31 protein-coding genes are annotated in these 26,102 nt (G+C 42.5%); 12 read left to right on the top strand and 19 right to left on the bottom strand.

Going from position 1 to position 26,102, the window contains the following annotated elements; all coding sequences use genetic code 11:
* The first annotated feature begins 27 nt into the window (after positions 1–27).
* From AC19MX_RS01795 to AC19MX_RS01770, 6 genes are all read left to right on the top strand, one after another.
* Complete coding sequence (locus AC19MX_RS01795) at positions 28–351, top strand: YqcC family protein (protein ID WP_432401501.1); 324 nt, start codon at positions 28–30, stop codon at positions 349–351.
* Positions 352–392: 41 nt separating this feature from the next.
* Positions 393–1,268 (top strand): tRNA pseudouridine(65) synthase TruC, encoded by an 876-nt coding sequence (truC, locus tag AC19MX_RS01790; protein WP_432401499.1) that lies wholly within the window; start codon positions 393–395, stop codon positions 1,266–1,268.
* 389 nt (positions 1,269–1,657) lie between these two features.
* Positions 1,658–2,122 (top strand): flavodoxin, encoded by a 465-nt coding sequence (locus tag AC19MX_RS01785; protein ID WP_432401497.1) that lies wholly within the window; start codon positions 1,658–1,660, stop codon positions 2,120–2,122.
* The gene (locus AC19MX_RS01780; RefSeq protein ID WP_432401495.1) at positions 2,074–3,552 is read left to right on the top strand and encodes a PTS transporter subunit EIIC; all 1,479 of its coding nucleotides are present in this window, start codon (positions 2,074–2,076) and stop codon (positions 3,550–3,552) included. The genes AC19MX_RS01785 and AC19MX_RS01780 overlap by 49 nt, the downstream gene beginning before the upstream one ends.
* 175 nt (positions 3,553–3,727) lie before the next feature.
* Positions 3,728–4,597: a formyltetrahydrofolate deformylase gene (gene purU / locus AC19MX_RS01775; RefSeq protein ID WP_432401493.1), complete on the top strand. Its 870-nt coding sequence runs from the start codon at positions 3,728–3,730 to the stop codon at positions 4,595–4,597.
* 218 nt (positions 4,598–4,815) lie between these two features.
* Entirely contained in the window at positions 4,816–6,717 is a 1,902-nt protein-coding gene (locus AC19MX_RS01770; RefSeq protein ID WP_432401491.1) for an HD domain-containing phosphohydrolase, read from the top strand.
* Between the two features lie 108 nt (positions 6,718–6,825).
* On the opposite strand, the gene dapD is transcribed toward AC19MX_RS01770, so the two are convergent.
* From dapD to map, 3 genes are all read right to left on the bottom strand, one after another.
* Positions 6,826–7,650: a 2,3,4,5-tetrahydropyridine-2,6-dicarboxylate N-succinyltransferase gene (gene dapD / locus AC19MX_RS01765; RefSeq protein WP_160053895.1), complete on the bottom strand. Its 825-nt coding sequence runs from the start codon at positions 7,648–7,650 to the stop codon at positions 6,826–6,828.
* A gap of 61 nt (positions 7,651–7,711) precedes the next feature.
* Positions 7,712–10,285, bottom strand: coding sequence for a bifunctional uridylyltransferase/uridylyl-removing protein GlnD (gene glnD, locus AC19MX_RS01760; RefSeq protein ID WP_432401489.1), 2,574 nt, complete (start codon positions 10,283–10,285; stop codon positions 7,712–7,714).
* A gap of 18 nt (positions 10,286–10,303) precedes the next feature.
* Positions 10,304–11,101: a type I methionyl aminopeptidase gene (map, locus tag AC19MX_RS01755; protein ID WP_432401487.1), complete on the bottom strand. Its 798-nt coding sequence runs from the start codon at positions 11,099–11,101 to the stop codon at positions 10,304–10,306.
* A 372-nt stretch (positions 11,102–11,473) separates the two neighbouring features.
* Between map and rpsB the strand changes: the two genes are divergently transcribed.
* The 5 genes from rpsB (at position 11,474) to AC19MX_RS01730 (ending at position 16,125) form a co-directional block, all read left to right on the top strand.
* Positions 11,474–12,202: a 30S ribosomal protein S2 gene (rpsB, locus tag AC19MX_RS01750; RefSeq protein WP_432401485.1), complete on the top strand. Its 729-nt coding sequence runs from the start codon at positions 11,474–11,476 to the stop codon at positions 12,200–12,202.
* Between the two features lie 117 nt (positions 12,203–12,319).
* Positions 12,320–13,171: a translation elongation factor Ts gene (gene tsf / locus AC19MX_RS01745; protein WP_432401483.1), complete on the top strand. Its 852-nt coding sequence runs from the start codon at positions 12,320–12,322 to the stop codon at positions 13,169–13,171.
* 68 nt (positions 13,172–13,239) lie between these two features.
* Positions 13,240–13,977 (top strand): UMP kinase, encoded by a 738-nt coding sequence (pyrH, locus tag AC19MX_RS01740; RefSeq protein ID WP_432401481.1) that lies wholly within the window; start codon positions 13,240–13,242, stop codon positions 13,975–13,977.
* Positions 13,978–14,111: 134 nt separating this feature from the next.
* Complete coding sequence (frr, locus tag AC19MX_RS01735) at positions 14,112–14,654, top strand: ribosome recycling factor (RefSeq protein ID WP_432401560.1); 543 nt, start codon at positions 14,112–14,114, stop codon at positions 14,652–14,654.
* Positions 14,655–14,865: 211 nt separating this feature from the next.
* Positions 14,866–16,125, top strand: coding sequence for a tyrosine-type recombinase/integrase (locus AC19MX_RS01730; protein ID WP_498296410.1), 1,260 nt, complete (start codon positions 14,866–14,868; stop codon positions 16,123–16,125).
* Positions 16,126–16,135: 10 nt separating this feature from the next.
* On the opposite strand, the gene AC19MX_RS01725 is transcribed toward AC19MX_RS01730, so the two are convergent.
* The 16 genes from AC19MX_RS01725 to AC19MX_RS01650 all read right to left on the bottom strand — a co-directional run bounded on the left by AC19MX_RS01725 (position 16,136) and on the right by AC19MX_RS01650 (position 25,767).
* On the bottom strand, positions 16,136–16,492 hold the full coding sequence (locus tag AC19MX_RS01725) for a hypothetical protein (RefSeq protein ID WP_498296408.1): 357 nt from the start codon (positions 16,490–16,492) through the stop codon (positions 16,136–16,138).
* 22 nt (positions 16,493–16,514) lie between these two features.
* Positions 16,515–16,766, bottom strand: coding sequence for a hypothetical protein (locus AC19MX_RS01720; RefSeq protein ID WP_498296407.1), 252 nt, complete (start codon positions 16,764–16,766; stop codon positions 16,515–16,517).
* Positions 16,763–18,475 (bottom strand): MT-A70 family methyltransferase, encoded by a 1,713-nt coding sequence (locus AC19MX_RS01715; protein WP_498296405.1) that lies wholly within the window; start codon positions 18,473–18,475, stop codon positions 16,763–16,765. Before AC19MX_RS01715 ends, AC19MX_RS01720 begins: the two co-directional genes overlap by 4 nt.
* Positions 18,475–18,744 (bottom strand): hypothetical protein, encoded by a 270-nt coding sequence (locus AC19MX_RS01710; RefSeq protein WP_498296403.1) that lies wholly within the window; start codon positions 18,742–18,744, stop codon positions 18,475–18,477. The genes AC19MX_RS01715 and AC19MX_RS01710 overlap by 1 nt, the downstream gene beginning before the upstream one ends.
* Entirely contained in the window at positions 18,741–19,385 is a 645-nt protein-coding gene (locus AC19MX_RS01705) for a hypothetical protein (RefSeq protein WP_498296401.1), read from the bottom strand. The genes AC19MX_RS01710 and AC19MX_RS01705 overlap by 4 nt, the downstream gene beginning before the upstream one ends.
* A complete protein-coding gene (locus tag AC19MX_RS01700; RefSeq protein ID WP_498296399.1) occupies positions 19,382–19,666 on the bottom strand; it encodes a hypothetical protein in 285 nt (94 codons plus the stop codon). The genes AC19MX_RS01705 and AC19MX_RS01700 overlap by 4 nt, the downstream gene beginning before the upstream one ends.
* A gap of 3 nt (positions 19,667–19,669) precedes the next feature.
* Positions 19,670–20,089, bottom strand: coding sequence for a zinc-finger-containing protein (locus AC19MX_RS01695; protein ID WP_498296397.1), 420 nt, complete (start codon positions 20,087–20,089; stop codon positions 19,670–19,672).
* A gap of 5 nt (positions 20,090–20,094) precedes the next feature.
* A complete protein-coding gene (locus AC19MX_RS01690) occupies positions 20,095–20,397 on the bottom strand; it encodes a hypothetical protein (protein WP_498296395.1) in 303 nt (100 codons plus the stop codon).
* Between the two features lie 21 nt (positions 20,398–20,418).
* Positions 20,419–20,643, bottom strand: a complete 225-nt coding sequence (locus AC19MX_RS01685) for a hypothetical protein (protein ID WP_498296393.1) — start codon at positions 20,641–20,643, stop codon at positions 20,419–20,421.
* Between the two features lie 11 nt (positions 20,644–20,654).
* Positions 20,655–21,704 carry a hypothetical protein gene (locus AC19MX_RS01680; RefSeq protein ID WP_498296391.1) on the bottom strand — a complete coding sequence of 350 codons (1,050 nt, stop codon included), beginning with the start codon at positions 21,702–21,704 and terminating at the stop codon, positions 20,655–20,657.
* A 59-nt stretch (positions 21,705–21,763) separates the two neighbouring features.
* The gene (locus AC19MX_RS01675; protein ID WP_498296389.1) at positions 21,764–22,744 is read right to left on the bottom strand and encodes a RecT family recombinase; all 981 of its coding nucleotides are present in this window, start codon (positions 22,742–22,744) and stop codon (positions 21,764–21,766) included.
* Between the two features lie 9 nt (positions 22,745–22,753).
* On the bottom strand, positions 22,754–23,974 hold the full coding sequence (locus AC19MX_RS01670) for a PD-(D/E)XK nuclease-like domain-containing protein (protein ID WP_498296387.1): 1,221 nt from the start codon (positions 23,972–23,974) through the stop codon (positions 22,754–22,756).
* A 2-nt stretch (positions 23,975–23,976) separates the two neighbouring features.
* Positions 23,977–24,309 (bottom strand): hypothetical protein, encoded by a 333-nt coding sequence (locus AC19MX_RS01665; RefSeq protein ID WP_498296385.1) that lies wholly within the window; start codon positions 24,307–24,309, stop codon positions 23,977–23,979.
* A complete protein-coding gene (locus tag AC19MX_RS01660) occupies positions 24,302–24,598 on the bottom strand; it encodes a hypothetical protein (RefSeq protein WP_498296383.1) in 297 nt (98 codons plus the stop codon). Before AC19MX_RS01660 ends, AC19MX_RS01665 begins: the two co-directional genes overlap by 8 nt.
* A gap of 155 nt (positions 24,599–24,753) precedes the next feature.
* Entirely contained in the window at positions 24,754–25,011 is a 258-nt protein-coding gene (locus AC19MX_RS01655) for a hypothetical protein (RefSeq protein ID WP_498296381.1), read from the bottom strand.
* A gap of 12 nt (positions 25,012–25,023) precedes the next feature.
* Positions 25,024–25,767, bottom strand: coding sequence for a S24 family peptidase (locus AC19MX_RS01650; RefSeq protein WP_498296379.1), 744 nt, complete (start codon positions 25,765–25,767; stop codon positions 25,024–25,026).
* Positions 25,768–25,909: 142 nt separating this feature from the next.
* On the opposite strand from AC19MX_RS01650, the gene AC19MX_RS01645 reads away from it, so the two are divergent.
* A complete protein-coding gene (locus AC19MX_RS01645; RefSeq protein WP_498296377.1) occupies positions 25,910–26,089 on the top strand; it encodes a Cro/CI family transcriptional regulator in 180 nt (59 codons plus the stop codon).
* Positions 26,090–26,102: the final 13 nt, after the last annotated feature.

The following is a 26,102-nucleotide window of genomic DNA, read 5'->3' as shown; positions in this document are numbered from 1 at the left end:
ACAGACATTGCCTCGATATTGTCGTTCATGTTTATGCTTTATTTAGCCAGTAAAAACCATTTAATTAAATTAGAACAACTGCTTAAACAGTGTCAGATTTGGTCAGATACACCTCCTAGTGCAGCCGCTATGGCAAGTCATGCGCCATTTGCTTGCGATACCATGGCATTTGAACAATGGGTGCAGTTTATTTTTATTCCTAAAATGACTGAACTGATTGCTCTAAAGCATCCATTACCCACCACAATGGCAATCGCCCCTATGGCAGAACAATTGTGGCAAGGTATGCCGCAGCGCAACGTGATTATTGTTCACCTGCAAGCATTTGATGTGTTGTTGAGCCAGCAATAAGTCGCAATTAATTATTATTTTTAGACCTAAGTGATTCCAAGATGAATGCCAAAGAAACGAATGCCAAACTCGCGATTGATAACGATGAGTTATATGACCCGCAATTTGTAGAAGACACAGAAGCGTTGATTGATAGCGATGTCGATTCAGACGAGCAACCGCCAAAGATAGAAATATTATTTGAAGATGAACATATTGTGGCGATTCATAAACCGGCAGGATTATTGGTCCATCGCAGTTATTTAGCGCGAAGAGAGCGTTTTTTTGCTATGCAAATGACCCGTGACTTGGTCGGGTGTCATGTCTTTCCTGTACACCGTTTAGACCGACCAACATCTGGGGTTTTGTTGTTTGCAAAATCCAGTGATGTTGCACGTCAGTTGTGCGAACAGTTTGCCGATCACAGCATTAAAAAACAATACTTGGCGATTGTGCGCGGTAATATGCACGAGTCTGGCACTTTAGATTACGCCTTAAAACAAGAGTTTGACGATTTAGGGGACAAACACGTCGACCCTAATAAAGCCGCGCAAGAGGCGGTAACCGATTTTCAGCCGCTGTTGAATACCGAAATACCGTTTAGCTCAGGTCGTTACCCTAGTAGTCGCTATGCGTTAATCCGTTTAAGTCCTCATACTGGCCGTAAACATCAATTACGTCGGCATATGGCGCATTTACGCCATCCTATCGTGGGCGATACAACTCATGGTGATGGTAAGCAGAATAAGTTTTTTAGAGAACACTTTGCCATTAACCGATTATGGCTCATTGCTAAAAGTTTGCAGTTTGTCCATCCGGTGACTCAACAAGCGATGCATATCGAAGCTGAATTAGAGGTTGAGTGGTTAAGTATTTTTGAGGCGTTTGGCTGGGATGATGATCAATTATCGTCAATGCCGAGTATGTTACTGAGCTAATCAATATTATGATGGGATCAGTAATAAGCAGGGTTGCGTAGTGCTGAAATTACTCCATATGGTCTGCAATTGCCTTCTTCAGCTTTTCGAATTCTGCAATAGGAGGCAACAGTTCGTGATTTTTCTGTTCAATATGGAAATAATAATTACGGCGGATGTGGGCGAATTTATGCTGTAGTTTGAGTTTTCGTTTTCTACTGACTTGTCGCATAGTACTGTTTCCGTAATGTCTTTGTTTACTTAGAGCGCATCAATTATTGCTCTATCTATATTTTACATGCGTTATAAAAGGCACTTGCGAGAACCTTAGCGAATAAAGTAAGTTGTTCACTCTCAACGCATTTTATATCACATTTTATATCGGATTTGATTTAAGGGGATAGTGTACCATGAAAAAGGTCAATGTTGTTTTTGGTACTGTTTATGGTAGTGCTCAATATACTGCCGAAACTGTTACGGGTGCCATTGCAAAATTAGGGTTTACCACTACACTTTGGCAACCTAATGAATTACTTGGTTTTGTGCCACCACAAGATGAGTTGTTAATGGTTGTGTGCTCTACCACCGGGCAAGGTGATATCCCTGAAGATATTGCGCCTTGGTTTAATGAGCTAAAAAATAATGCACCTTATTTACCGTCACTTAAATACAGTTTAATTGGTTTAGGTGATTCAAGTTATGAAACATTTTGCGGTGCAATCAAACAGTTTGATGAATTATTTATTGAGCTAGGCGCTAAGCCGCTACTCGATAAATTAGAAATTGATGCATGCGAAACAATGGAACCTGAAATTGAAGCAAAAACATGGATAGCCAGTTGGCACAACGCGGTCACATCGGCAAACGCAGCCTAAGATTTTTTACACAACAATGGTTTAAATTTGCACAGCGCTTAAGCCAAGCGCTGTTGATCCCTATTGCTATTTTACCCGCAGCAGGCGTTATGCTTGGTCTTACGGTAAACCCGTTACCGTTTATTCCCTCTGAACTCAATATTGTGCTGTCTGCGGTAGGCAATTTGGTGTTTACCATGATGCCACTGCTGTTTAGCGTGGCCATCGCTATCGGTTTTTGCCGTGATCAGGGGATTGCTGCATTTTCAGCCGTATTTGGTTTTGGCGTGTTTTTATCGACAATGGGGGCGCTAACCGATATTTATGGCTTAGTATCGCGTCCATTATGGGGAATGCAAACCATCGATACCGGGATAGCTGGTGGTATGCTCGTGGGTGGCATCACTTGCCTTGCGGTTAGTTTTAGCCAGCATGTGAAGTTACCTGCCATATTTTCATTTTTTGAGGGCCGTCGAAGCGCACCTATTATCGTTATTCCGTTATCCATGATGTTGGCTTATGTGTTAAGTCATGTATGGCCGCCTTTATCTCTCGTGATTGAGCATTTATCCGACTGGGCTGTTTATCAAGATCCTGCTATTGCCTTTGGCGTGTATGGCACCGTAGAGCGCTTGCTCATTCCCTTAGGCTTGCATCATATTTGGAATGCACCATTTTATCTCGAAGTGGGTCAATACATTAACGAGGGCACAGTTGTAAGAGGCGAGGTTGCTCGTTACCTGGCTGGCGATCCATTAGCGGGTAATTTGGCCGGCGGTTATTTAATTAAAATGTGGGGATTGCCTGCAGCGGCATTGGCGATTTGGCGTTGTGCAGATAAGTCAGAGCGTAATCGTGTTGCCGGTATTATGCTCTCTGCAGCCACAGCGAGTTGGTTGACTGGGGTGACTGAACCCATTGAATTTGCATTTATGTTTATCGCGCCGTTATTGTTTTTCGTCCATGCTTTACTCACGGGTATTGCCTATAGCGTGTGTATATTATTAGAAGTCCACCACAGTATTGTGTTTTCTCATGGTTTGGTGGATTTCAGTTTGCTCTTTTCTCGTTCAGCCAATACCTATTGGATTTGGGTCCTCGGTCCCATTACTGCCATTATTTACTATGCTCTTTTTCGGGCCAGTATTTTAGCTTTTAACTTAAAAACTCCTGGGCGTATAGAGCAAACCGATGGGGTATCAGGACCCAAAGAAAGCTTGCGAGCGATGATTTCAGCGTTAGGTGGCCGCGACAATATTGTTGAAATTAATGCCTGTTTAACCCGTTTACGCATTAGTGTAAATCAAGCGGATTTAATTGATAAAGCCCGTTTAATGCGCCTGGGCGCAAAAGGCGTAGTGGTGATGGGAAAAGGTGTGCAGGTCGTCTATGGCACTAAAGCTGAATCGTTACGTAAATTGCTGCAAAAATATCTCGATTCTCGAAAATAACGTGATGTAAATTAACCACTCTTTGACTGTTCTTTCATGATTGCGTAGCAAATGGTGTCAAAATGCGCTTTTTTGAGTCTTTATGAGAATTTATCATTAAAAAACCTCCCCAAAGATGCATATTCAGTGGCAAACTGACAAGGTTAATCTTAATCGTAATACGGGAGCAGTAAGCGTGAGTCATCAATTAAATAAAACCAGTCCAACCGAATTACAGCGTAAAGTCTTAATTACTGACTGTGCTGATGCGAAAGGGTTAATCGCAAAAATTACTCATGTGTGTTTTGCCAATCAGCTCAATATCATTAAAAACACTGAGTTTGTCGATCATGCTCAAGGGCGTTTTTTTATGCGTGCAGAGCTTGAAGGCCACTTCGATGATGAGCGTTTGTTATCTGAATTACGCGCGGTGTTACCAGCGCAAAACCACATGAAGCTGGTGGAAATGTGTACCAAACGCATTGTGATTATGGTGACAAAAGAAGCGCATTGCTTAGGCGATATTTTAATGAAGTCTTATTATGGCGGCTTAGATGTTGAGATAGCCGCAGTGGTTGGCAATTATGATGTATTACAACCATTGACTGAAAAATTCGATATTCCATTTCACTATGTCAGTCATGAAGGATTAAACCGTCAAGAACATGAGCAAGCGATGCTCAAGGTCATTAAACCTTACGATCCTGATTTTGTTGTCCTGGCTAAATACATGCGTGTATTGACCCCTGAGTTTGTCACTGCGTTTGCGGATAAAATCATTAATATTCATCATTCATTTTTACCCGCATTTATTGGTGCATCGCCGTATAAACAAGCGTGGGATCGTGGGGTTAAAATTATTGGTGCGACTGCGCATTTCGTTAATAATCATCTGGACGAAGGGCCGATTATTAAGCAGGATGTTATTTCAGTTGATCACAGTTATAGCGCTGAAGAGCTTGCACATAATGGTCGCGATGTAGAAAAAAGCGTACTCAGTAAAGCATTGCAATTAGTGCTAAATGAACAAGTTGTGGTGTACGGCAACAAAACCGTCGTTTTTTAGTATTTGAGTCGGCATCACTTATTAATGCAAATTGGTATTAAGCTCAGTTTTAGCACTACATTCGGCTTTAGTTATGCCGTATTACAGCCGATAGACTTCATGTGCTATGGTTAATCTATTGATTGAAATAAGATCAATTGTTCAAGTTTATTCGTAGATTAGTGTTTATCCAATCTTAAAATAGTCCTGTAATTTACTATTCTTTAATAGGGTGATCGATGTTACAAAAAGCTGATTTTTTTTTAAAGCCGTCTGAAGTCCCTAAAAGTGCAAAATTGTGCTGGGGGATTTTGAACGATCGTCTTGAGCTCATTAAGTTGAGTGAGCCGCTCTATAAATTAGCCAAAAAACCGATTTCAGCCATATTAAAGCAACCAATATTAAATGCTTTTCCGACGTTACCACTCGACGGTATTGATTTCAGTGAACGTCAAAACAGCCATGTGATTAATTTTGTCGATGAAAAAGGCCATGCCCTTCAAGCAAGGCTCACCGCCATAGAAGAAAGCGGCGAGCATTGGTGTATTTCAATTATTGAGATTGAATTGGATAAAGCCTGGCTAAATGAGCTTCATCCTGATTATCATCAAGCTATTCAGTCTAGTGATGACTGGCTTGAGCAAATCGAAGAAGTGATTAATGCGAGTGGCGATTTAGTCTTTGTTACGGCAATAAAACAAGGTTTATCATTAACTAAATCCAAAGTCGGTTATGTTCATCTTTTTAATGAAAAATCGAATCAAATAGTTAAAACGGCTTGGAATGATGAAGTCAGTGACTACTTTGCTATCCCTAAGCAACAAACATATAAAGCTGATTCTGGTGTTTGGGCCGAAACCATTAAAACCCGCAAACCTGTTATTCATAACGATTTAACCGATCTAATTGCCAATAAAAGCCAAAAAGACGGCTTTTTTGCCTTTAAAAACCACCTTTGTATTCCTATTCATTACCGTAAGAAGTTGGTTGGGATTATTGGCGTAGGTAATCGAGATAATCCTTATACCCAAGTTGATGCAAAATCATTAACCATTTTTGCTACCATTTTATGGCATAGCGTAGAGCTGCCTCGTACGATGAAAGCAGTGTCCCACCAATCGAGCATTATCAAAGCGCAAAAAGAGAAAATGACCTTAATATTGGTCCAATTGATTGGAGCAATATCGGAAGCGTTGGAGCTCAAAGATGCTTATACCGCAGGCCATCAAAAGTCAGTGGCGCAGTTAAGCTATTTAATGGGCGAAAAAATGGGCTTGTCGCCTGAGTGCCTTGAGGGGCTTAAATTGGGGGCGTTGATCCACGATATCGGCAAACTGGCATTACCCAGTCAAATTTTATCAAAACCATCACGGTTAACTGAAGCTGAGTTTGCCATGGTTAAAGAGCATCCTGAGCAAGGTGCATTGATCATTGATGAGGTGGAGTTTCCGTGGCCCATTAAACAAATGATTTTACAACACCATGAGCGCTTAGACGGCTCAGGTTACCCCAAAGGTCTCAAAGGCAAAGACATCATACTAGAAGCTAAAATTATTGCGGTAGCTGATATTGCCGATTCAATCTTAAGCCACAGACCTTATCGTCCTTCTTTAGGCATGGATGTATTAACACAAGAGTTAATGCGAGGTCGCGGTATACAATATGACGCAGGTGTTGTTGATGCTTGCTTAGAAATTTTAGCGGTAGAAGACTTTAAAGAAGAAGAGTATGTGTCGAGTTTAACATTGGCACCTGTCGTATTTTTAGAGGAATATCATACCTTAGAACACGCCGAAGCCATGATGAAAAAGGCTAAGATGGGGGTGGCAGTCGTGCTCTCAGAAAAAGAACGTAAGCCGATTGGTGTCGTCGATAATCAAATTTTAGCATTTTGGCACAGTCCATTCATTGATACCGCTGCAGAACGTGCGGCGGATAGAAGTTTACTTAATAAGCGTGCTCACCAAATTATGCAGCATAAGATGAATATGATTAGCGATCATACTATTTTAAATGATGCTAAATTAACCCTAGAAAAATCTAACGCGGCGTATCTTTTGGTGCAAAATGATAAAGAACAGGTGATTGGAATGCTAACATGGCAGATTTTAGCCAATGCGATCCTTAAAAAAACTCAGTAATACCATTCCTCGTTTATAAGTGAGCCATCACTTATTAACGCACAATGGAATAACAAAAAAGGCGCTTAGCGCCTTTTTTATTATTAATCTATTCACCGAGAAAGGTGATTAGTCAACGATACGCAGTAGCTCGTTAATACCTACTTTACCGCGAGTTTTGGCGTCCACTTTTTTAACGATAATGGCAGCATATAAACTGTATTTACCGCAAGCAGATGGCAAGTTGCCAGAGACCACAACAGAACCCGCTGGAACACGACCGTAATGCACTTCACCGGTTTCACGGTCAAAAATACGTGTGCTTTGGCCAATGTAAACGCCCATTGAGATAACGCTGCCTTCTTCAACAACAACACCTTCAACGATTTCGCTGCGTGCGCCAATAAAGCAGTTGTCTTCAATAATGGTTGGGCCGGCTTGTAATGGCTCTAATACACCGCCAATACCTACACCACCAGAGAGATGTACGTTTTTACCAATCTGTGCGCATGAGCCTACTGTAGCCCACGTATCAACCATGGTGCCTTCATCAACATATGCACCTAGGTTAACGTAAGATGGCATTAATACGGTGTTTTTACCGATAAATGAGCCTTTACGTACAGTTGCAGGTGGCACGACACGAATGCCTTCTGCTTTGAAACGAGCTTCGTCGTAATCAGCAAATTTTTGCGGTACTTTATCAAAGTATTTTGTGTCGCCACCGTCAATCACGCCATTATCAAAAATACGGAAAGACAGCAAAACTGCTTTTTTAAGCCATTGATGAACATGCCATTCACCGTCAATTTTCTCAGCAACACGTGCTTCGCCTTTGTCTAGCATGTTGATTACAGTTTCAACATCTGCACGTACACTTGCGTCGACACTCGAAGGTGAAATGTCTTGGCGAGTTTCGAATGCAGCTTCAATGCGTTGGCGTAAAGCCTCCATTGTTTTCTCCCAGTAGGTAATGATTAGCTCAAAATTAGCATAAACATTGAGTTTTAAAAAATTAGTTAGTGGATTTCAGTGCCAATATAAGTGCATCTGATAGTTGTCGTTGTTGCTGCTCGTCTAATGCCGCACCACTTTGGGTCTGCAAAATAAAGAAATCCTCTGCGCGTTCGCCAATCGTGGTAATTTTGGCCGCTAATAAGGTGACGTCACAGCGATAAAAAGTGTCGCCGACCTTGGCTAACAGGCCTGGCGTGTCCAAGGTGATTAATTCCATCATACTTGTACCATGGCGAGCACTGGGTAAGAAACTCACATGAGTGGCAACATTAAAAGGTTTCATGATCCGCGCCAGTTTTCTGAACTTTGGTAGCTTCGGATTTTCACTGGCTAAGGCTTTCTCAAGTGCTTTACGAATACTTTGAATGCGCGATAACTGCAAAATGGGCTCGCCATCTTGTTCTAAAATAACAAAGGTGTCGAGCGCATAGTTGTCTTTTGACGTCATAATGTTGGCGTCATGGACGTTGATATTTTTATTGTCTAATACGGTCATTACCGTCGCGAACAATTTAGGCTTGTCTTTACTGTAAATAAACAGTTCTGTGCCGCCTCGCGTGGTGTGTTTAGACATTAATACCAATGGTTCGTCGCGATTGTGTTTTAGAATGGCTTCGGCGTGCCAAGCGACTTGATTGGGTTGATGGCGTATAAAGTAGTCAGACTTAAAACGTGACCACAAGGTGTCCATGTCTTTTTCTTTTATGCCACGTCTTATTAATTCTTTCTTTGCTTTAGCTTGTATTTCTTTTACACGCGCTTTGACATCAACAGGCTTTTCTTTGCCGCGCGCTAATACGCGTTGAGTCGAGAAGTACAGATCGCGCAGTAATGAACCTTTCCAGTTATTCCAGGTTTTTTCATTTGTGGCACAAATGTCTGCGACGGTAAGGCAATATAAATAACTGAGATGAATCGCATCGCGCACTTTTTCTGCAAATTCGGCAACCACTTCAGGATCGGAAATATCACGGCGTTGCGCGGTCACCGACATGACTAAATGGTTTTCAACTAACCACGCGACTAATCGACCATCATGATCGTTCATGCCATGTAACTTGCAAAAATCGATGGCATCTTTTGAACCTAATTTACTGTGATCGCCGCCTCGACCTTTGGCAATATCATGAAATATTGCCCCTAGCACCAATAAGCCTTTTTTCGGTAACTGATTAATCAAAATCGCGCCTAAAGGAAATTCATCTTTTTGCTCGGATTGTGAGAAACGCTCTATATTGAGTAATAATCGGTGAGTGTGTTCATCAACGGTATAAGCATGGAATAAGTCAAACTGCATTTGACCTTCAATTTTGCGCCAGGCGGGTAAATATGAAGATAAAATACCGTGTTTGTGCATAAACGATAATGCTTCAATACCCCGAGGGTGCTTAAGAATTTCCATGAGCACTTTGCGACAAGCGGGATTATCTTGTAACGGCGCGGTGAGTCCTCGACGAGCATTGCGCAATAAGCGTAGTGTCGGTGCGTAAATATCCTGAATATTAGAGTTTTTGGCTATCATTAAAAATAAGCGCAAAATTTCTTCATTAGCGCGAGTAAATAAGTCATCGTCTAATACTTCGATGTACCGTCCACGACGTTGAAACATGCTATTTATCGGCTGAATCTCTAAAGCTTGCGTATGCCCAAGTGTGGCGCGTTTAAATAGCTGTAACAGCATTTGATTGAGCTCCATCACTCGGCGAACCGTGCGATAGTAGCGTTTCATCATTTGTTCAACGGCCAGTTGAGTCGCGTCCTCATAGCCGAGTAAGCTAGCAATTTGACGCTGTAAATCAAACAGTAGTCTGTTTTCATTGCGATTAGCTGTGATGTGCAGGGCGAAGCGAATTTCCCACAAAAAGTTTTGACACTCTAGCAACTCTTCAAGCTCTGCTGGCGCAAGAAAGTCATGCTCAACGAGTTCTTCTAATGTTGCTGCATCAAAGTGGCGCATAGCAACCCATGCGATGGTTTGAATATCGCGCAGTCCACCTGGGCAGGTTTTAATATTGGGTTCTAAATCGAAGGCGCTGGCTTTGCTGTGCCGGTTGGTCTGTTCATCTTTTTTTGCGTTATAAAAATCATAAGATGGCCAAAAATCATCCTGGCGGATATGGTCATAAAGCAGATCAAATAAATATTCATTACCGGTTAGCAGCCTTGCCTCTATAAGATTAGTGGCAATGGTAATATCCGCTTTACCTTGTTCAATGGTTTGCGCGATGGTGCGAACACTGTGGCCAATTTCAAGCCCTGTATCCCAAAGGTAGGTAATGAACTGGCTGAGTTGGCTTTCTAATTCAGTTGAAAGTGGCTCATTGTTAACTAAAAACAGTAAATCGATGTCTGAATGGGGATGCAGTTCACCGCGGCCATAGCCACCTACCGCAACCAAGGCAAGTGCGTCAGAATTTAACGCAAAGTCTTGCCATGCCTGGGTTAATAAGGAATCAACAAATTGACTGCGATGTTTAACAATATCAGCAATGGGATCTTTTGCTGTGTATTGCTCAACTAAGCGCTGGTTTAAGTCTATTAATGCATTTTTGGCGGCCAGCGCAGTATTCATTGATAACCTTATTTATTTTTAGTGGTTAATGATACGAGGGAAATCTTCCTCTTCGCGTAAAGTTAACACTTCTACGCCGGTTTCTGTTACCAATAAGGTGTGTTCCCACTGAGCAGAATTTTTACCATCGGAGGTGGTGACGGTCCAATTATCATTTTTATCCAGTACTGTCGTGTGACGACCGGCGTTGATCATTGGCTCGATAGTAAAACACATACCAGGCTTTAGAGTGGTTTTATCATTATTTTTGTAATGAACTACCTGTGGCTCTTCATGAAAGCCAGAACCAATTCCATGTCCACAATAATCTTGCACGATAGAATACTTATCAAGCCCTGTTTTGCTGGTTTTGATGAATTTTTCAATGGTTGTGCCAATTTCGCCTAATTTTAAACCAGGGCGAACCTTACGAATGGCCAAATATAAGCTTTCTTGGGCGATTCGGCTTAAGCGTTTGTCTTTTGCTGACACTTCACCGATTAAAAACATTTTAGAGGTGTCGCCATGATAACCGTCTAAAATGACAGTAATATCAAGGTTAATCATATCGCCTTCTTTTAACACATAACCAGAAGGGATACCGTGGCAAACCACTGCATTTACTGAAGTGCAAATAGACTTTGGAAAACCATGATAATTAAGCGGGGCAGAAATTGCGCCTTGCTCTTCGGTGTATTTTGCACAAATGTCGTTTAGCTCATCGGTGGTGACGCCTGCCTTTACAAAAGGAGCAACCATTTCTAATACTTGAGCAGCTAACTTACCTGCTGCACGCATTTTTGCTATTTCGTCTGCATTTTTAATCACAATACTCATGAAAACTCTCTATCATTTGACGGTCAAAATTGGCTGGTTTTATCCAATGATTTTATGGCAAAAATTTGTATTTAGTTGCCGATTATGGTATAAAGCGCGCCGTTGTGTATAAGATCGTTGTTGTACGGTTCGAGTTAACTCGATGTCGGTTAATGTTATTAAACGCTTATTTATAGGCATTTTAAACAAATCATCACAAAGAGTTCGGCAAACCGTAAAATATGGCGGCTATTATACATGGCAATTAACTTAAATACTAAATCACACACGTATCGACACATTTTTCGGGGTGCTTTCTAATTCATATCGAATTAAGAGGGTCGAAAACATGGGATGCGTGGAGGTCTAACCCCTTACATTAAGGTATATACAATGACTACTGTTTCAATGCGCGACATGCTACAAGCTGGTGTTCACTTCGGTCACCAAACACGTTACTGGAACCCAAAGATGAAGCCTTTCATCTTCGGCGCTCGTAACGGTGTACACATCATCAACCTTGAGCACACTGTACCAATGTTCAACGAAGCTTTAGCTTTCATTAGCAACATCGCTTCTAAGAAAGGTAAAGTATTATTTGTTGGTACCAAGCGCGCTGCTGGCGAAGCTATCAAAGAATCTGCAATTTCTTGTGACCAGTACTATGTTGATCACCGCTGGTTAGGCGGTATGTTAACAAACTGGAAAACTGTTCGTCAGTCAATCAAGCGTCTTAAAGAGCTAGAAAGCCAGTCTGTAGACGGTACTTTCGACAAGCTTACTAAGAAAGAAGCGCTAATGCGTTCACGCGAATTAGACAAGTTAGAAAAGTCTTTAGGCGGAATCAAGAACATGGGCGGCTTACCTGACGTATTATTCGTTATCGGTGCTGACCATGAGCATATCGCTATTAAAGAAGCAAACAACCTAGGTATCCCAGTTGTTGCAGTTGTTGATACTAACTCTGCACCAGACGGTGTTAACTACATCGTTCCTGGTAACGACGACGCGATGCGTGCTATTCGTTTGTACACTTCATCTGTTGCTGCTGCTGCCAACTCTGGCCGTGGTCAAGATTTAGCTGTTCAAGCTGAGCAAGACGGTTTCGTAGAAGCTGTTTAATAAGGCGTGATGGTTACCATCTCCCTTATTTGCCAATAAGATAATTGGTGAACAGGGGCCTTTTGGCCCCTGTTTTATAAATGCAATATTAGACGAATTAAATTAGAGGATTTAACAATGGCAATTACTGCTGCCCAAGTTAAAGAACTTCGTGACCGCACTGGCGCTGGCATGATGGACTGTAAGAATGCACTGACTGAAACTGACGGTGACATCGAACTAGCGATTGATAACATGCGCAAAAGCGGCGCTGCGAAGGCTGCTAAAAAAGCAGGTAACATCGCTGCTGACGGTACAATTCTAATCAAGAACGGCGATGGTTTCGCTGCACTTTTAGAAGTTAACTGTCAAACTGACTTCGTTGCAAAAGACTCAAACTTCCTAGGATTTGCTAACGCAGTACTAGATGTTGCTGCTGCATCAAAAGTCACTATTGAAGATCTTAAAGCACAGTTTGAAGAAACTCGTGTTGCGCTAGTGACTAAAATCGGTGAAAACATCAACGTTCGTCGCGTTGAGTACATCGACGGTGCTAACTTAGCATCTTACCGTCACGGCGACCGTATCGGTGTTGTTGTTGCGGGCGAAGCTGACGAAGAAACCTTAAAGCACATCGCAATGCACGTTGCTGCTTCTAAGCCAGAATTCGTAAACCCTGACGATGTGCCTGCTGAACTTGTAGAAAGAGAGCAAGCGCTTCAAATCGAAATCGCGATGAATGAAGGCAAGCCTGCTGAAATCGCTGAGAAGATGGTTGTAGGTCGTATGAAGAAGTTTACTGGTGAGATCTCTCTTACTGGTCAAGCTTATATCATGGAACCTAAGAAAACTGTTGGCGAAGTTCTTAAAGAGAAAAAAGCAACAGTGACTAACTTCATTCGTTTAGAAGTTGGCGAAGGTATCGAGAAGAAGGCAGAAGATTTTGCTGCTGAAGTAGCAGCGCAAATCGCTGCAACTAAAAAAGCGTAATCGCTTTTCTCTAAGTACCCTAAGACCGCAGCAACCGCTGCGGTCTTGTTATAATTAGGACGAAAATTATGAGCACCAATCCAAAACCAGCGTTTAGACGTATTCTGCTTAAATTAAGCGGTGAAGCTTTAATGGGTGAAGAAGGCTTCGGCATTGACCCAAAAGTACTTGATCGTATGGCACAAGAAGTAAAAGAGCTTGTTGAACTCGGCATTCAAGTTGGTGTGGTTATTGGTGGTGGTAATCTGTTCCGTGGAGAAGGCTTAGCAAAAGCTGGCATGAACCGCGTGGTGGGCGATCACATGGGTATGTTAGCAACCGTAATGAATGGTTTAGCCATGCGTGATGCGTTGCACCGTGCATATGTTAATGCTCGTCTTATGTCTGCCATTCCGCTTAAAGGCGTGTGTGACGATTACACCTGGACAGAAGCCATTAGCTTATTAAAATCTGGCCGCGTAGTGATTTTTGCTGCTGGTACAGGCAACCCATTTTGCACAACAGATTCTGCGGCTTGTTTGCGCGGTATCGAAATTGAAGCTGAAGTGGTACTTAAAGGGACAAAAGTAGATGGCGTTTACTCTGCTGACCCAATGAAAGATCCTGAAGCGGTTAAATATGATACGTTAACCTACGCTGAAGTCCTTGAATCAGAATTAAAAGTAATGGACCTTGCAGCATTTACAATGGCGCGTGATCATAATATGCCTATTTTAGTGTTCAATATGAACAAGCCTGGCGCGCTTCGTCGCGTGATTATGGGCGAACAAGAAGGGACTGTTATTAGCAGTAAACTACCTGCTTAATCACAGAAGTAAAAAATAGTGACACCAAATAAATTAACTGTTTGAGCTGTTTTATTGCTTGTGTCATTCTTAGACTAAAGCTCAGGCACACATGAATTTGTGACAAAAAGGAAATTATTGTGATTGATACAATTATGTTAGATGCGCAAGAGCGCATGGGCAAGTGCGTAGATGCAACTAAAAATCAAATGGCTAAGGTTCGTACCGGCCGTGCACACCCAAGTTTATTAGATTCTATTCAGGTTTCTTATTACGGTTCTATGGCACCACTTAAGCAAGTCGCTAACGTCGGTGTTGAAGATTCTCGTACATTAACGGTAACCGTTTTTGACCGTACTATGGTACAAGCCGTTGAGAAAGCGATTATGAGCTCTGATCTAGGTTTAAACCCTATGACAGCCGGTGCAACGTTGCGTATTCCATTACCATCATTAACCGAAGAGCGTCGTAAAGATTTCATTAAAGTGGTAAAAAACGAAGCGGAAAATGGCCGTATTGCCATTCGTAACGTTCGCCGTGATGCGATCAGTGAAGTTAAGAAGCTTGAGAAAGCTAAAGAATGTACTGAAGATGATGTGCGCCGCAGTGAAGACGAGGTGCAAAAGCAAACAGATTCATACATCAAAAATATCGATACCATTTTAGCGGCTAAAGAAAAAGAGTTGATGGAAGTATAATCTCTCAACTTAGACGCTAGAGTTAACACGCCGTGTAAGGGTATACTCTGGTTTCGACCTTTCGAAAGCGTTCGTTTTCATTCGTTTATCGTTGAAATACAACGCTTTTTTTGTTTTATGACTCGAAATTCTCAAAGGATCTTTTCGGATCCTTTCGATACCTACCGCGACATTTTTGTACATGAGCGTGTACATGGTTTACGAGGTCCGCATGGCAATCACTGATTCGTGGTTAAAAGCTAATCATAATAAGAAAGTTGATAAGGTCTTTGAAAAAGCAGACCGTGACGGTTTAAGCGTTCGCGCTACCGTTAAAGGTATTATCATTTTTCAAATGCGCTACCGCTTCAATAATAAAGCTGCTCGAATAGATATTGGTCCTTACCCGATAGTGTCGCTCAAAGATGCGCGCACCACTTGCGAAACCTATCGCAAGATGATCCACAATGATGAAGATCCCAGACTGCTTAAAAAGCAAAGTGATGACGAGTGCCAAACGACGGTTAAAAAAGTCTTTGGTGATTGGCTCGACTTTCAATTCAAAGGAAAGGGCTCAACCGTCAAAGAAAGTACGGTTAAAAAATACTACAGCATTGTAGAGCTACACATATACCCAACGATGGGCGATAAGGATATTGAAGCTATATCGCTTCACCAATGGCTAAAGCTGCTTGAAAGCATCGCAGCGGTTAAACCGGTTACTGCAGACTTTTGTTTGTCGCTTTGCCGCCGCGCATTAAAGTGGGGCGTTCGTCGTCGTATCATTAGTAAAAATGAGTTAGCCGGTATTGAGGCAAAAGAAGATCTCAACATTACCAAGAAAAGCAGGCACAGAACGCTAACGGATAACGAACTAGCATTACTGCTTACGGCACTGGATAACGCGAACAAGCAAAGAATAGGGCATCGCTTAATGATATTCCTAGCATTGTTCTACGGGTGCCGTATTGGTGAGCTAAGGCTAGCCAAAGCTGATGACTTTGATCTTGATAGTGGCGTATGGACTGTACCACCGGAAAACCACAAAACCGGCAATCAAACCAACAAGCCAATTTTACGCCCGATAATTAGCGAGATATTGCCAATCGTTCAGTTGGCCAAAGAAATGAGCGAACGCGCCGGATCGGTTTATATGTTCCCGACAAATACGGGTGAACAATTCACTGAGCGTGGTTTAGCCAATTTCTGCAAGCCTATAATTAACTTCCTAGTTAGCAATGGCACACCAATTGAGCATTGGACCATTCACGACTTGCGCCGAACGCAGCGAACTAACATGAGTAAGATCACGACTACCGAAGTAGCCGAGACAATGCTAGGGCATAAGCTGCCAGGTATTCAGTCAGTGTATGATCATCATGATTATTTAGACGAGCAGGCTAAGGCGTATAAGATTTGGTGGCAGAAGTTGCAGCGGTTAAAAGATCCTGACGCATATCAGAATGTCGTTGAATTAAAAAAGGCCCAATAAGGGCCGTTTTTTATTTGGTTTGAAGCTCAAGCCACCAGTTCTTGTATTGATTGCATGATTGAGCTAACTCTTGGCACTCTTTAATTTTAACTTCAACCTGTGCTTCAAGTTCCTCAATCTGCTCCTGCTGCTTAATAACCTTATCCGCAAATCGATTAATCTGCTCTTGCTGCTTTTTGATAAACTCCTGATTTTCATCGTATGAGTTCAAAGCCATTGCAATAGCCTTTGCTTCTTCTTTATCATCAAGCTCTGATATTAAGCAGTATGAACCATCACTAGATAAGTCATGTACAACATCAAATTCACTGCTAAAACCATCAACAACTTTAACGGGTAAAGTAAATATTTCACTAATCAATCTCATGACGCACTCCTTAAAAATCAAATTACCAGCCACCGCCGCCTGATTTTGGGAAATCAAACACTTCGATAACTGCGTCATGGTTGGCACCACCTTGGTCGTTGTATGCGTCATGACTATCCCCATCGAGCAGGTTTAAGTTACCGCAATCCTCTAGATACCAATTGATGTATTTTTCTGGGTTGTCACGCTGTAATTCCACGGCAACGGATTCAAGAGATTTTATTGCACGTTTAATTTTACTTAATTGTTTGCTGGTTAACTTAACATCACTCATGACGCACTCCTTAAATCAACTTCATTACCGAAACAATCCCAACCTTGGGCCGACTGACGGGCGAACATTTCAAGCCGTGGCACATCGCCGCACATTTGAACGATGTCAGAACGGAACTCGTCAGGCTTTTGCGAGTGCGCGCCAATTTTGGCTTTGCGTACTGCGCGAACGCTGTGATCTGCTATCAAGTTACCGGCCTTACCTTTAATAGCGATTAACGCTGATTCGCTACCGGCGCGAGTATAGAAACCAAGACCAAACACCGGATTACCTTTGACCGTCAGTTTGTCCCACACAAAGCCGTTAATGTTCTTAACCGTAAAGCCCCAGGCTTTTGCCAGGTCTAGCGCTTCTTGTGGCTGGCTGCCGACATACCACATCACCAATATCGCATCGTCAGTGGTTAGCGCTTCAACTGGCATCGCCTTTAAATCTTCAATGCTCATTGTGTTGTATTGGGCCAATGCGCCTGACTTCATTGAGCCGCCGGTTTTCTTGCTATTAAAAGACCATGGAGGATCTGCGTAAATTACCTGGTACTTTTTATCTGTGTTGTAAATATCAATTTGCTGTGAGATAGATTGCTTTTTAATTGCCTGAACATTGCTTACGGCCTGCTCTTTTAAGCCTTTAAAAATATGAGCGATAACATCAACCGTCCATCCGTTGCCAAGCATTTTGTAGCGCTGTGTGCTACTAACATGAATAGTGTAATCATCTGGTACTGTTTGCAGCCGTTCGCATTCAAGCTCTGATAATCGCCTAATACACCCAACAGTGTTCCCACCTGACGAGACTAATATTGTTCCGCTATCAAGACTTAATTGTCCTGAGTTATTCTTGGTATTTAAGGTTCCAGTTTTTTCAGGATTGAACTTTGGCTTTGAATATTTACCACGCGAAATGCGTAATAGCGCCTTGTCAGAAATAACAAGAACGTTATAAGGAATTCCTTTTCTATGATTTGCTGTCACACATGCAGATTTACTATCATCAGCATCTGAGTGATGCTTAAAATCCCAGTGGTTTCTACCACCGCTAACACATCTATTCATGTATTCAATCGCTTTTTGCGAATGAAAAAAGCTAGGGTCTATGTCACTTTCAAGAATATCAATTAATTTAATTCCTTTATCATCAGGTTCATCTATTAGCAAATTAGACCAGTAATAACGCTGTCTATTCTGCGCACTAACTAAAGCACTATTGATAAACACAGGCTTAACACCTAGCGCACCAGAAATCATATCTAAAAGCTCTTTTTTCATCTTGACGTTTTCAAGTAAAAACTTGGCGTTTTTGTTGTGGGATCTAACATGGTCCAGACAAAGAACATACTCCCAAAATAAGTAAGACTGACTTAAAAACTCCGCGCCTCTTTCTTTCAGGTCAAGATAGGTTTCTCTATCTGTTACAATAATTTTTTCACCGTTTAGAACTGCAGTAGTTCCGGCTTGCTTTCCTGCAAAACTAAATCCCTGGCATGGTGAGCCACCAATTAGCAAATCAATACTTGACCAATCAATATCCCACTCGCGCCACTTGGTAACATCGCCAAGTTGAACGGTTTCAGGCCAATTAGCTTGCGCTACTTGGATTGCGTACTTATCTAGTTCGCTAGCGTAATACTGACCAACCTCAATGCCTGCACGGTCTAAAGCAATACGACCACATGACATACCATCAAATAAACTTAGAACATTAATCATTACGCTACGCCCTCAAACTTATAGCCAAACTTAACCCAATCCATTTCCTTGATTTCTTCAATCTCTTTTGCCATCAATTCAAGTCGGACCGTTGCACGTTTAAGATTTGATTTATCCGCACCGTTGATTGCTGCAGCGATTTCGAGATCCATACCTCTTATGTAATGGTCCTCAAGTGCTGACTTAATCACTTCCGATGTTATACCGGTCATGCCGATAATCTTTTGCAGCCTGGCGGCTGGTTCGCCGCCTTGGATTAGGTATTTCATACTGCATCATCCTTGCGCTTGGTAGTCCATGTAACAGTGTGAACAGCTGTTAGTTCAAAGGTATTGCCGCAGTCATGGCACTCGCGTTCATCATCTTTACACTCATAATCATCACTGTCTGATTCTATAATTGCTTTACAGTGAGGGCAGGTGATTTCATCATTACTATTAAAATCCCACTCGTCATATTCATAATCTGCCACTCTTTCTAACGCTTCTGCTTTTCTGGCTGCATCCTCTATATCTGCGCATGGTTTGCAAACCCAACCATTTTTACGACCCCAAGGTGCCTCTGTAAGTTGTGAACGGCTACAACCGCAGTTAGCGCATACATCGTGTTTTTCGCATTCAATATAATTAGTCCAATCACGAGGTTTACCGTTGCATTCATTACAACCATTCACCCAGTACCAATGCCCGTCTATAAGCTCTGCGTAAATGTGCTTTTCAGGTGGTTTAATATGGATAGTGTCAGGTTTGTCGTGCATTTTTATCGCATGACCTAATGGCCCACCCTCAGCACGGTAACGTTCAAAGTCGCGATGGTCGTTGCCGTGATAAAATGTCTGAGTGCTTCCATTGCGCATTCTTTGGGTGTATCCCTCTAAGCGAGGATCATTGATTAGTTGTGGATAGCTCATGCTGCTTCGCCTCCAATCTTTCTACCGGTTGACTGCAGAACAAAGCGCACTTGCTCAACGGCTAATACGATTTGAGCTAGGTGTAGAAAATTAGAATCGCCAATCTTAACCATTAAGTCGGCAGAAACTTTGATGCCATTTGCATTAAATGTTTTTTCGCCTTCTTTATTGCCATAAGGCTCAGGCTTTGCCGACTCAACAACAAAAACGTTAACGCCATTTATCTCGATAACATGTTGTTCATCTTTAGTTGCCGTTGTAATGCTGGTGATGTATTTCATTCTCTACCGTCCACATATTTTAATAATTCGTTCACACTGGCGTTCGTCTGACCAACCAATGTGACACTTTGATTTTGCTATCCCTAGTTGTGCCGCTAACCAGCGATAGCCGCCTGTCCTTGTCATGCCTTGCGCTTGCCATGCGCGGGTAAATGCATTTTTTGCTTGTACCCGCAGCGTTCTTAACTCTTTGTTGGCGAGCGTTCCAAGCGGCAAGTTAGTTAATGGGTGCATACCCACATACGCATCACAATCGTTGCAGGCATAAACCCAGGGCCATGAACCTGCTACTCGACCATAAATCGCGCAATGGTGCGCCACTTCAACCAACCCGCCGCAATAACGGCATACACAAGGAATTTCAACCCTATCGTTCACGCCTTTTACTGCTTTGCGGCATGGGGCCATTGGGGTAAATTCCATAGCGCTTATCGCTTTAACATGCGGTCGATGCGCTTAGTGTGTTCAATCGCGGTCGCTTTACTGGTAGTGAAGCGGTCGCCAATTAAACACCAACCATTTTTATGCGCGGTAGTAACGCCTTGGCCAAATACAATGTCACCGTGAGCGTTGCGCATTTGCGCTGGGCGCTCGAACGGGTAAAGCCTGGCGCGCGCATCTTCTTCTGATAAATACGAACTCACTGCTGCCGTTTTTACGACGGTTAAATGGCGTGGCGTTCTGCCGGTTTCTTGCGTTGGTGCGATATATACGTTAAGTTGTGCGTTCATTTGGTCTGTCCTTTTGTTGATTTACGCTGCATCCTGGTTCTTATACAACCAGTTCAGCACTTCGTTTTTGTTGTATTTGTTTTTGAAATACGGGTTAGTTGTTGGTTTGGGGAAACTTTCAACTTTGAACAACTCGTATAACTTCGTGGTACCAATGCCTAGCAATTTGGCAAGTTGAGCAGGCGAGTAAAACAACTGTTCAACTTGTTTAGCTTGATTGGCTGATTCAATCGCCTGGTCAAACATTTTGATACCTCCTAGTAGTCCATCATTAGTGGGTACAACTCACCGCGCGCTGCTGCTCTTACTATCTCTAAGGCTAACAACTCACCGATATTTAACTGCGCCATTAACTGCGCTACAGCGTTGCGGTTTATGAAGCGGCGGCGCTCAGTTTCTTCTGGGCTTAATAAGTTGCTTCGTGTTCTTAATGCTTTTTTAGGCTCAACAGCTTGTGTAACCTGTAGAGCTTCTTTTTCAGCAAGCAAACGGTTATCTTCAATTGCATCAGCTTCACGTTGTTTAACTGCTTCCACTTCTGCAATTGCATCTGCTGCGGCTTTGTTGGCCTTGTCGATTTGCGCTTGCGCTGCGGCTTCTGCATCGGCTTTGGCTTGTGCAGCTGCTTCTGATGCAATGCGCGCCTCACGTTCTTCTTGCTCTTTAGCTTGTTGCGCTTTGAATGCGATTAAATCGGTTTCTGCTTGATTGATTTTCACCAATAGAAGATCCAGCGATTCGAGTGCGAAAAGCTTAGCGGCACCGGCTTTATCTTTAAGTTCTTCAAAGCTGTCATCGATAACGGTTTCTTTAATCTCGCTAATAACATCGTTGATGTATTCACGTTGTTCATCGAATGCTGCTGCGTCTATTACTTCACTTAACTCGAATTGCACATTTCTCGCCGCAGTTTCAAAGAACGCCACTTTTTGCTCAAGCATTTCAGTGTGTAGCTTTTTAGCGGCTTCCCAATCTGTAAGCGGTTTGCGCACTTCATCACGCAATGCATCACAGTTATCAACAAACTCTTTTAATTGGGCTTCGACTAACTTAGGTTGTGCTTTAAGTAGCTTTAAGTATTCACGGCCTGGCTTCTCTACAGCTGTTTTGCTGCGCGATACCTGGGCTGATAATGAAGCAACACGATCACGGCCTTTTTTGGTGGCTAGCTCTGGTACTTCGCCAGTTACTTGCGCTTTAATGTGCTCAAAGTAAGGTGTTAAACCATTTTGCGGTAAGTAGATTAGCTGGCCGCTTTGTGCGTCTAACTTTTCGATTTCGATTGGAAGTTGGATTGCTGTTGTCATAATGATTACTCTTTATTGTCAGTTAAGTGACTGCCAGGGCGTTAACCCTGGCTGGTCAGTTAGGCGATTTCGCCAGTTTCTTGGTTAGCTTGTGAAAACTCGCGTTTTAGGCGGTTGTAAACTTTCCCAAGTTCATCACGCTCATTTTTATTAATTTGGTTGGCGTTTACTGCTTTACCAACTTCGTCAGCTACTTCGTTTAGTTCTTCGACACAAGTGCAGTCACGGAATGACATTTCAAGGATCTCGAATTTGCTTGGCCCTTGCTGTTCGGTGTTAACAGTTTCTTGCTCAGGCTCTATGACGGTTTCTTCTTGAACTGGATCAGGTTTAGCCTTGTTCATCGCTTTACTTAGCAGTGAATCGACTTTGCTTTCACTTTGTTCATTGATGGTTTTTTCAGTGCGTGGACGCTGTTCTAGCTCGTCAGTTGAGTAAACGCCTAGGATCACAGCTGGCGCATATAAACGAGCCCAATACTTTGTTGCCAAGTAAGCTGCTTGCTGCTTAGGTGCCGTTTTCCATAATGGTGAGTTTTTAACGGTTACACTTGCAGGGTATAAAGGTTCGCCCCAGGTGATTTCTGTCTCACCCGCTAATACCGCGCCAACACTGACCCATGCGCTACCGTTCATTTGAGTGCCCATGTTGACGTTCTGACCTTTTTGCTGTCTATCAACAACACCAACACCAGCGCCAGTAACACTCCAATCACCGCCATATTCGTAATGAAAGCGGCCAACAATGGCGCGACTCGATGAAATAACAGCGTTAACAAGCTGTGCTTCATAACCAAGCGTTCCGCTAACAACGTGAGTCTTTTGCGCGACTGCGAATGGGTTCATTTTCCATTGTGCTGCTTGCATCACGATAGCCATACAATCGGCTGGATTGCCTTGTAAGTGCTTTGGTACTGTTGAGTTACCGCTAGCCATTAAGTGCGCTAGGTTGTTCATTTGCTCCATCGCTTGATAGTTCAGAACCATATCTGTAGTGCTGTTAAAGCTTTGGTTTTCACTTTCTGTTAATTGGGTACTCATAATATTCACCTATGCTGCTTGTTCTTGGTTGTATTCAGCTTGCGCTTGCTCTGTTTCAAGCGATTCAAGTTGATCTTGTTCAAACTTGTTTAGGCCGATAATGACGGGTTCGTCTGTGTAGCCAGGCCATACGTCAGTTTCTAAACACTGCTTTAACTCGCGCATGGCTTTGCGGTACCGCAAATAACCTAAGCGCTTAGCTGGTTCTTCAAACTCTACAGGACCAACCCACACGAACGGCGCGCTAGACTCGACAACTAAAAAGGCAAACTCTTTGGCTTGGGCTACATCGGTGTAAAGTGCATCTTGAATGTGATAGCCAAGCTTTTTGAATTTGTATTGAATGTCTTTAACCGCTGCGCTTGCTGATGATTTCAAGTCGATGATTAAGTCATCAATTTTGTAATCAGGACGGCACTTGACGATTAAACCTGTTTCAACATCACGCATGAAGATACTTTGCTCAGATACGCCACCAGTGGTTAGCGCAAGTGCAGTAGGCTCGTTTTCAAGTGATTGGCGCATGATTGGCATATCATCCCACTGTGATTTAGTGAGAACGACTTGTCCGGCGGCTTCTGCTTCGGCTTTAAATGCATCCCACTTCTTACCGTTGCGCACCTTAATGTCGTCAGGCTGGCAAACGTATGAGGTTTTAAACTTGTGACTTTCAAGCGTGATAGTGTGAATGGCTTTACCCATATCAAAGTAAGCTTTTTCAGCGCGTGGGATAATGCAGTCAACGTAATGCGCTTTGTACTTCTTAGGGCATTCGATGAACATTTTTAACTTGCTACAGCTGACACCAATAGAGCCGTGATAGATTTCATCGTCCAAGCCATCGATAACTAATCGTTCGCCAGGTGGTAGCATTTCAAGCTTGGTGTTGAGCTTTTCAATGGTCCACTTGTTTTTTTCGATGTATCGAGCAAATGGATCTTCATCAATTTCGGCAACTTCTTCGATAGCCTTTTTAATGACAGCTTCTGATTGCGCTTCTTTTTTTGGCACAGCTTCAAGCGTGGACTGATCAACTTCATAACCGTTATAGTCTTGCTCGGTTAATACAGCGACTTTTAACATAAAGTCTTTGCGCTTATATCCATCACTGCGCAAGTTGATCTCAGCTGTTGCCATGGCTTCATCTAGGCTTTTAGCTTCAATAGCCATCTTGACCTTGAATGCACGACTGCTCGCTTTTGGGTTAAATTGGAGGTAATAGGTTTGCATGATTAATACTCCATGAATGATGCGGTTTCAGCGGCTACCAGTTTTGGCGCCATACGCTGCGCGGTTCTGGTTAACTCGTCTTGCATCGCATTAATAAAGAATTGGTTTTTACCAGTAGTGAACAACGTCGCCATTGCGATCGGCGTGATAGCGTCATCAAGTACGATTTCAGCAATATCGACCAGGCTAATTCCCTCAACCTCTAATCCCTCTAAAAGCTGCTTCTCGATTAGCTCGGCTTTAGCATCAATCGCTTCATCCGTTGCTTCGCTTATTTCTTGCAGTCTGAACATGCGATCCGTTAAAGAATCGCTGATTGAATTAGCGTTAAGCATGTTGCACCTCTTTAATGTTGTGGATTACCTGGCGAGTTTTTCGGTAAACGTTGGCTTTGCCGTGGCAATTAACGTGCAAACTAAAATGCTCGTTAAGGTTGCCGGTACGTTGGCAAAATTTTTCATCAAAAGAGGCGCTGTGCAGATTGTTGAAGATGTAATGCTCAAGTGCTAACACGCTAGACTTAACCGCTTTAGACTTCATTAAGTCGCCCTTTTTGGCGCGATAGCATGAAATTGCTAGACTATGCAAAAGTTCACGCTCTGTTTGATTTTTACTTTTTTGCATCACTTCCACCTTTTGATGAGTCAAATATCATTCGATGGGTAAATAGTAAGTCAACTTACGTTATTTCGTCAATAAATTTACGTAAGTTTATTTACATTATTTTTGGTAGGCATAAAAAAACCCGCAAGAATGCGGGTTTGATAAGTGTTTTGCTGTTATCTTTTATAAATAATATACGAATACAGACCAGAAGCGATTAAAGCTGCCAACCAGTGATAGTAGCTAACGTCATCAGCCATGGCTGAAAGAAGCAGCCCAATACCGATCCAAAGTATGATAAAAAGCTGATTTCGTTCTGCTGCCAGCCGCTCTTCCTTTTTAGCTTTCCACTGCAACTCTTTTAATTCATCTTCCGTGAGTTCTGATTTCCTTGTTATAAAACCTGGCTCGTTTGGATGCTTCTTTTTATCCATAAATATCCTTATTTAGTGAAAATTAGACGACCAAAAAACACGGCCTATTATTCTTATATCTGAATAATCAACAGTCTCGTCTGGGTGTTCATCTATATTAAAGCTGCGCAACTTAATGCCATTGGGTTGTCTGTATAAAATCTTTACCCTTAACATGCCGCCATGATCCACTGCGTACATCTTCCCATCGACAATTGTCTTTTTACTTGTATCAACTCCAACCGTCGCGCCGTTATTTAGTGCAGGTTCCATGCTATTACCTGCCACTGTTACACATGCTGCATCTGACGAATTAACACCAAGTTTTTTTAATGTAGATTTTGCAAATCTTAATTTAAAGCTCGTATCTTCTTGCACTAAGGTAGATCCATTACCAGCCGACAGTTCAATTTCTTTAAAAAATGGCAAAGCCACTTCATCGTCCCTGAGCGGCGTATCATTATCCCACAAATCAAAGCCGCCAAGCTCATAGCTTACAGCCGACTTAAATTCATCTATTCCATGCAGCGTTTTGCCGCTACCCATTGGCGGGTCATAGTTGTGTATTTTTGGCTCCATTGGGCCATCACCAGTAAGAAGCCAATCAGGATCAACTTCTAATACCTCGGCAAGCTTTAATAGATTGCCGCCTTTAGGCATTGCGTTTTCGTCGTTCTCCCAATTACTGACAGATACGCGATTAACGCCTACATAATCGGCTACTACATCTTGCGAGAACTTCAACTGTTTTCGTCTAGCTCTTATGCGCTTATTCATTGTGTTCCTCCACGTAAGCAATCTTACATCGAAAGCGGAAACCAATCACCGTAGATTTACTTGACTACAAACGTAAGTAAGCTTACTATTCTTGTGTTTGTGTAAGTTTATTTACATTTTTAGTCGATTTATCGGAGTTCACATGAAAAAAACCGACGTTATTAAGTTCTTCGGTAGCGTTACGGCTACCGCTAAAGCACTTGGAGTCAAAGGCCAAGCTGTTTCAATGTGGGGTGATGTTATCCCTATGCGCCGCGCTTACCAGGTTGAACGCTTATCTGGTGGCAAGCTTAAAGCAGAAGAACCCGCTAATTCACATTAAGTAAGGGAAGTTT

The organism is Shewanella sp. MF05956 (genome assembly GCF_059758055.1).
The sequence above is the reverse complement of the archived record's forward strand: the minus strand, read 5'-3'. Positions and strand labels throughout refer to the sequence as shown.

What these genes read in the sequence shown, in the direction of transcription:
- frr (WP_432401560.1), top strand. Translation starts at nt 14,112, where the DNA reads ATGTTAGATGCGCAAGAGCGCATGGGCAAGTGCGTAGATGCAACTAAA.
- AC19MX_RS01680 (WP_498296391.1), bottom strand. Translation starts at nt 21,704, where the DNA reads ATGACAACAGCAATCCAACTTCCAATCGAAATCGAAAAGTTAGACGCA.
- AC19MX_RS01675 (WP_498296389.1), bottom strand. Translation starts at nt 22,744, where the DNA reads ATGAGTACCCAATTAACAGAAAGTGAAAACCAAAGCTTTAACAGCACT.
- AC19MX_RS01700 (WP_498296399.1), bottom strand. Translation starts at nt 19,666, where the DNA reads ATGAAATACATCACCAGCATTACAACGGCAACTAAAGATGAACAACAT.
- AC19MX_RS01785 (WP_432401497.1), top strand. Translation starts at nt 1,658, where the DNA reads ATGAAAAAGGTCAATGTTGTTTTTGGTACTGTTTATGGTAGTGCTCAA.
- AC19MX_RS01690 (WP_498296395.1), bottom strand. Translation starts at nt 20,397, where the DNA reads ATGAACGCACAACTTAACGTATATATCGCACCAACGCAAGAAACCGGC.
- AC19MX_RS01730 (WP_498296410.1), top strand. Translation starts at nt 14,866, where the DNA reads ATGGCAATCACTGATTCGTGGTTAAAAGCTAATCATAATAAGAAAGTT.
- AC19MX_RS01715 (WP_498296405.1), bottom strand. Translation starts at nt 18,475, where the DNA reads ATGATTAATGTTCTAAGTTTATTTGATGGTATGTCATGTGGTCGTATT.
- AC19MX_RS01720 (WP_498296407.1), bottom strand. Translation starts at nt 16,766, where the DNA reads ATGAGTGATGTTAAGTTAACCAGCAAACAATTAAGTAAAATTAAACGT.
- AC19MX_RS01780 (WP_432401495.1), top strand. Translation starts at nt 2,074, where the DNA reads ATGGATAGCCAGTTGGCACAACGCGGTCACATCGGCAAACGCAGCCTA.
- AC19MX_RS01710 (WP_498296403.1), bottom strand. Translation starts at nt 18,744, where the DNA reads ATGAAATACCTAATCCAAGGCGGCGAACCAGCCGCCAGGCTGCAAAAG.
- pyrH (WP_432401481.1), top strand. Translation starts at nt 13,240, where the DNA reads ATGAGCACCAATCCAAAACCAGCGTTTAGACGTATTCTGCTTAAATTA.
- AC19MX_RS01655 (WP_498296381.1), bottom strand. Translation starts at nt 25,011, where the DNA reads ATGGATAAAAAGAAGCATCCAAACGAGCCAGGTTTTATAACAAGGAAA.
- AC19MX_RS01695 (WP_498296397.1), bottom strand. Translation starts at nt 20,089, where the DNA reads ATGGAATTTACCCCAATGGCCCCATGCCGCAAAGCAGTAAAAGGCGTG.
- AC19MX_RS01725 (WP_498296408.1), bottom strand. Translation starts at nt 16,492, where the DNA reads ATGAGATTGATTAGTGAAATATTTACTTTACCCGTTAAAGTTGTTGAT.
- AC19MX_RS01650 (WP_498296379.1), bottom strand. Translation starts at nt 25,767, where the DNA reads ATGAATAAGCGCATAAGAGCTAGACGAAAACAGTTGAAGTTCTCGCAA.
- map (WP_432401487.1), bottom strand. Translation starts at nt 11,101, where the DNA reads ATGAGTATTGTGATTAAAAATGCAGACGAAATAGCAAAAATGCGTGCA.
- AC19MX_RS01665 (WP_498296385.1), bottom strand. Translation starts at nt 24,309, where the DNA reads ATGCTTAACGCTAATTCAATCAGCGATTCTTTAACGGATCGCATGTTC.
- tsf (WP_432401483.1), top strand. Translation starts at nt 12,320, where the DNA reads ATGGCAATTACTGCTGCCCAAGTTAAAGAACTTCGTGACCGCACTGGC.
- AC19MX_RS01770 (WP_432401491.1), top strand. Translation starts at nt 4,816, where the DNA reads ATGTTACAAAAAGCTGATTTTTTTTTAAAGCCGTCTGAAGTCCCTAAA.
- AC19MX_RS01685 (WP_498296393.1), bottom strand. Translation starts at nt 20,643, where the DNA reads ATGTTTGACCAGGCGATTGAATCAGCCAATCAAGCTAAACAAGTTGAA.
- AC19MX_RS01670 (WP_498296387.1), bottom strand. Translation starts at nt 23,974, where the DNA reads ATGCAAACCTATTACCTCCAATTTAACCCAAAAGCGAGCAGTCGTGCA.
- truC (WP_432401499.1), top strand. Translation starts at nt 393, where the DNA reads ATGAATGCCAAAGAAACGAATGCCAAACTCGCGATTGATAACGATGAG.
- AC19MX_RS01645 (WP_498296377.1), top strand. Translation starts at nt 25,910, where the DNA reads ATGAAAAAAACCGACGTTATTAAGTTCTTCGGTAGCGTTACGGCTACC.
- dapD (WP_160053895.1), bottom strand. Translation starts at nt 7,650, where the DNA reads ATGGAGGCTTTACGCCAACGCATTGAAGCTGCATTCGAAACTCGCCAA.
- AC19MX_RS01795 (WP_432401501.1), top strand. Translation starts at nt 28, where the DNA reads ATGTTTATGCTTTATTTAGCCAGTAAAAACCATTTAATTAAATTAGAA.
- glnD (WP_432401489.1), bottom strand. Translation starts at nt 10,285, where the DNA reads ATGAATACTGCGCTGGCCGCCAAAAATGCATTAATAGACTTAAACCAG.
- AC19MX_RS01705 (WP_498296401.1), bottom strand. Translation starts at nt 19,385, where the DNA reads ATGAGCTATCCACAACTAATCAATGATCCTCGCTTAGAGGGATACACC.
- rpsB (WP_432401485.1), top strand. Translation starts at nt 11,474, where the DNA reads ATGACTACTGTTTCAATGCGCGACATGCTACAAGCTGGTGTTCACTTC.
- AC19MX_RS01660 (WP_498296383.1), bottom strand. Translation starts at nt 24,598, where the DNA reads ATGCAAAAAAGTAAAAATCAAACAGAGCGTGAACTTTTGCATAGTCTA.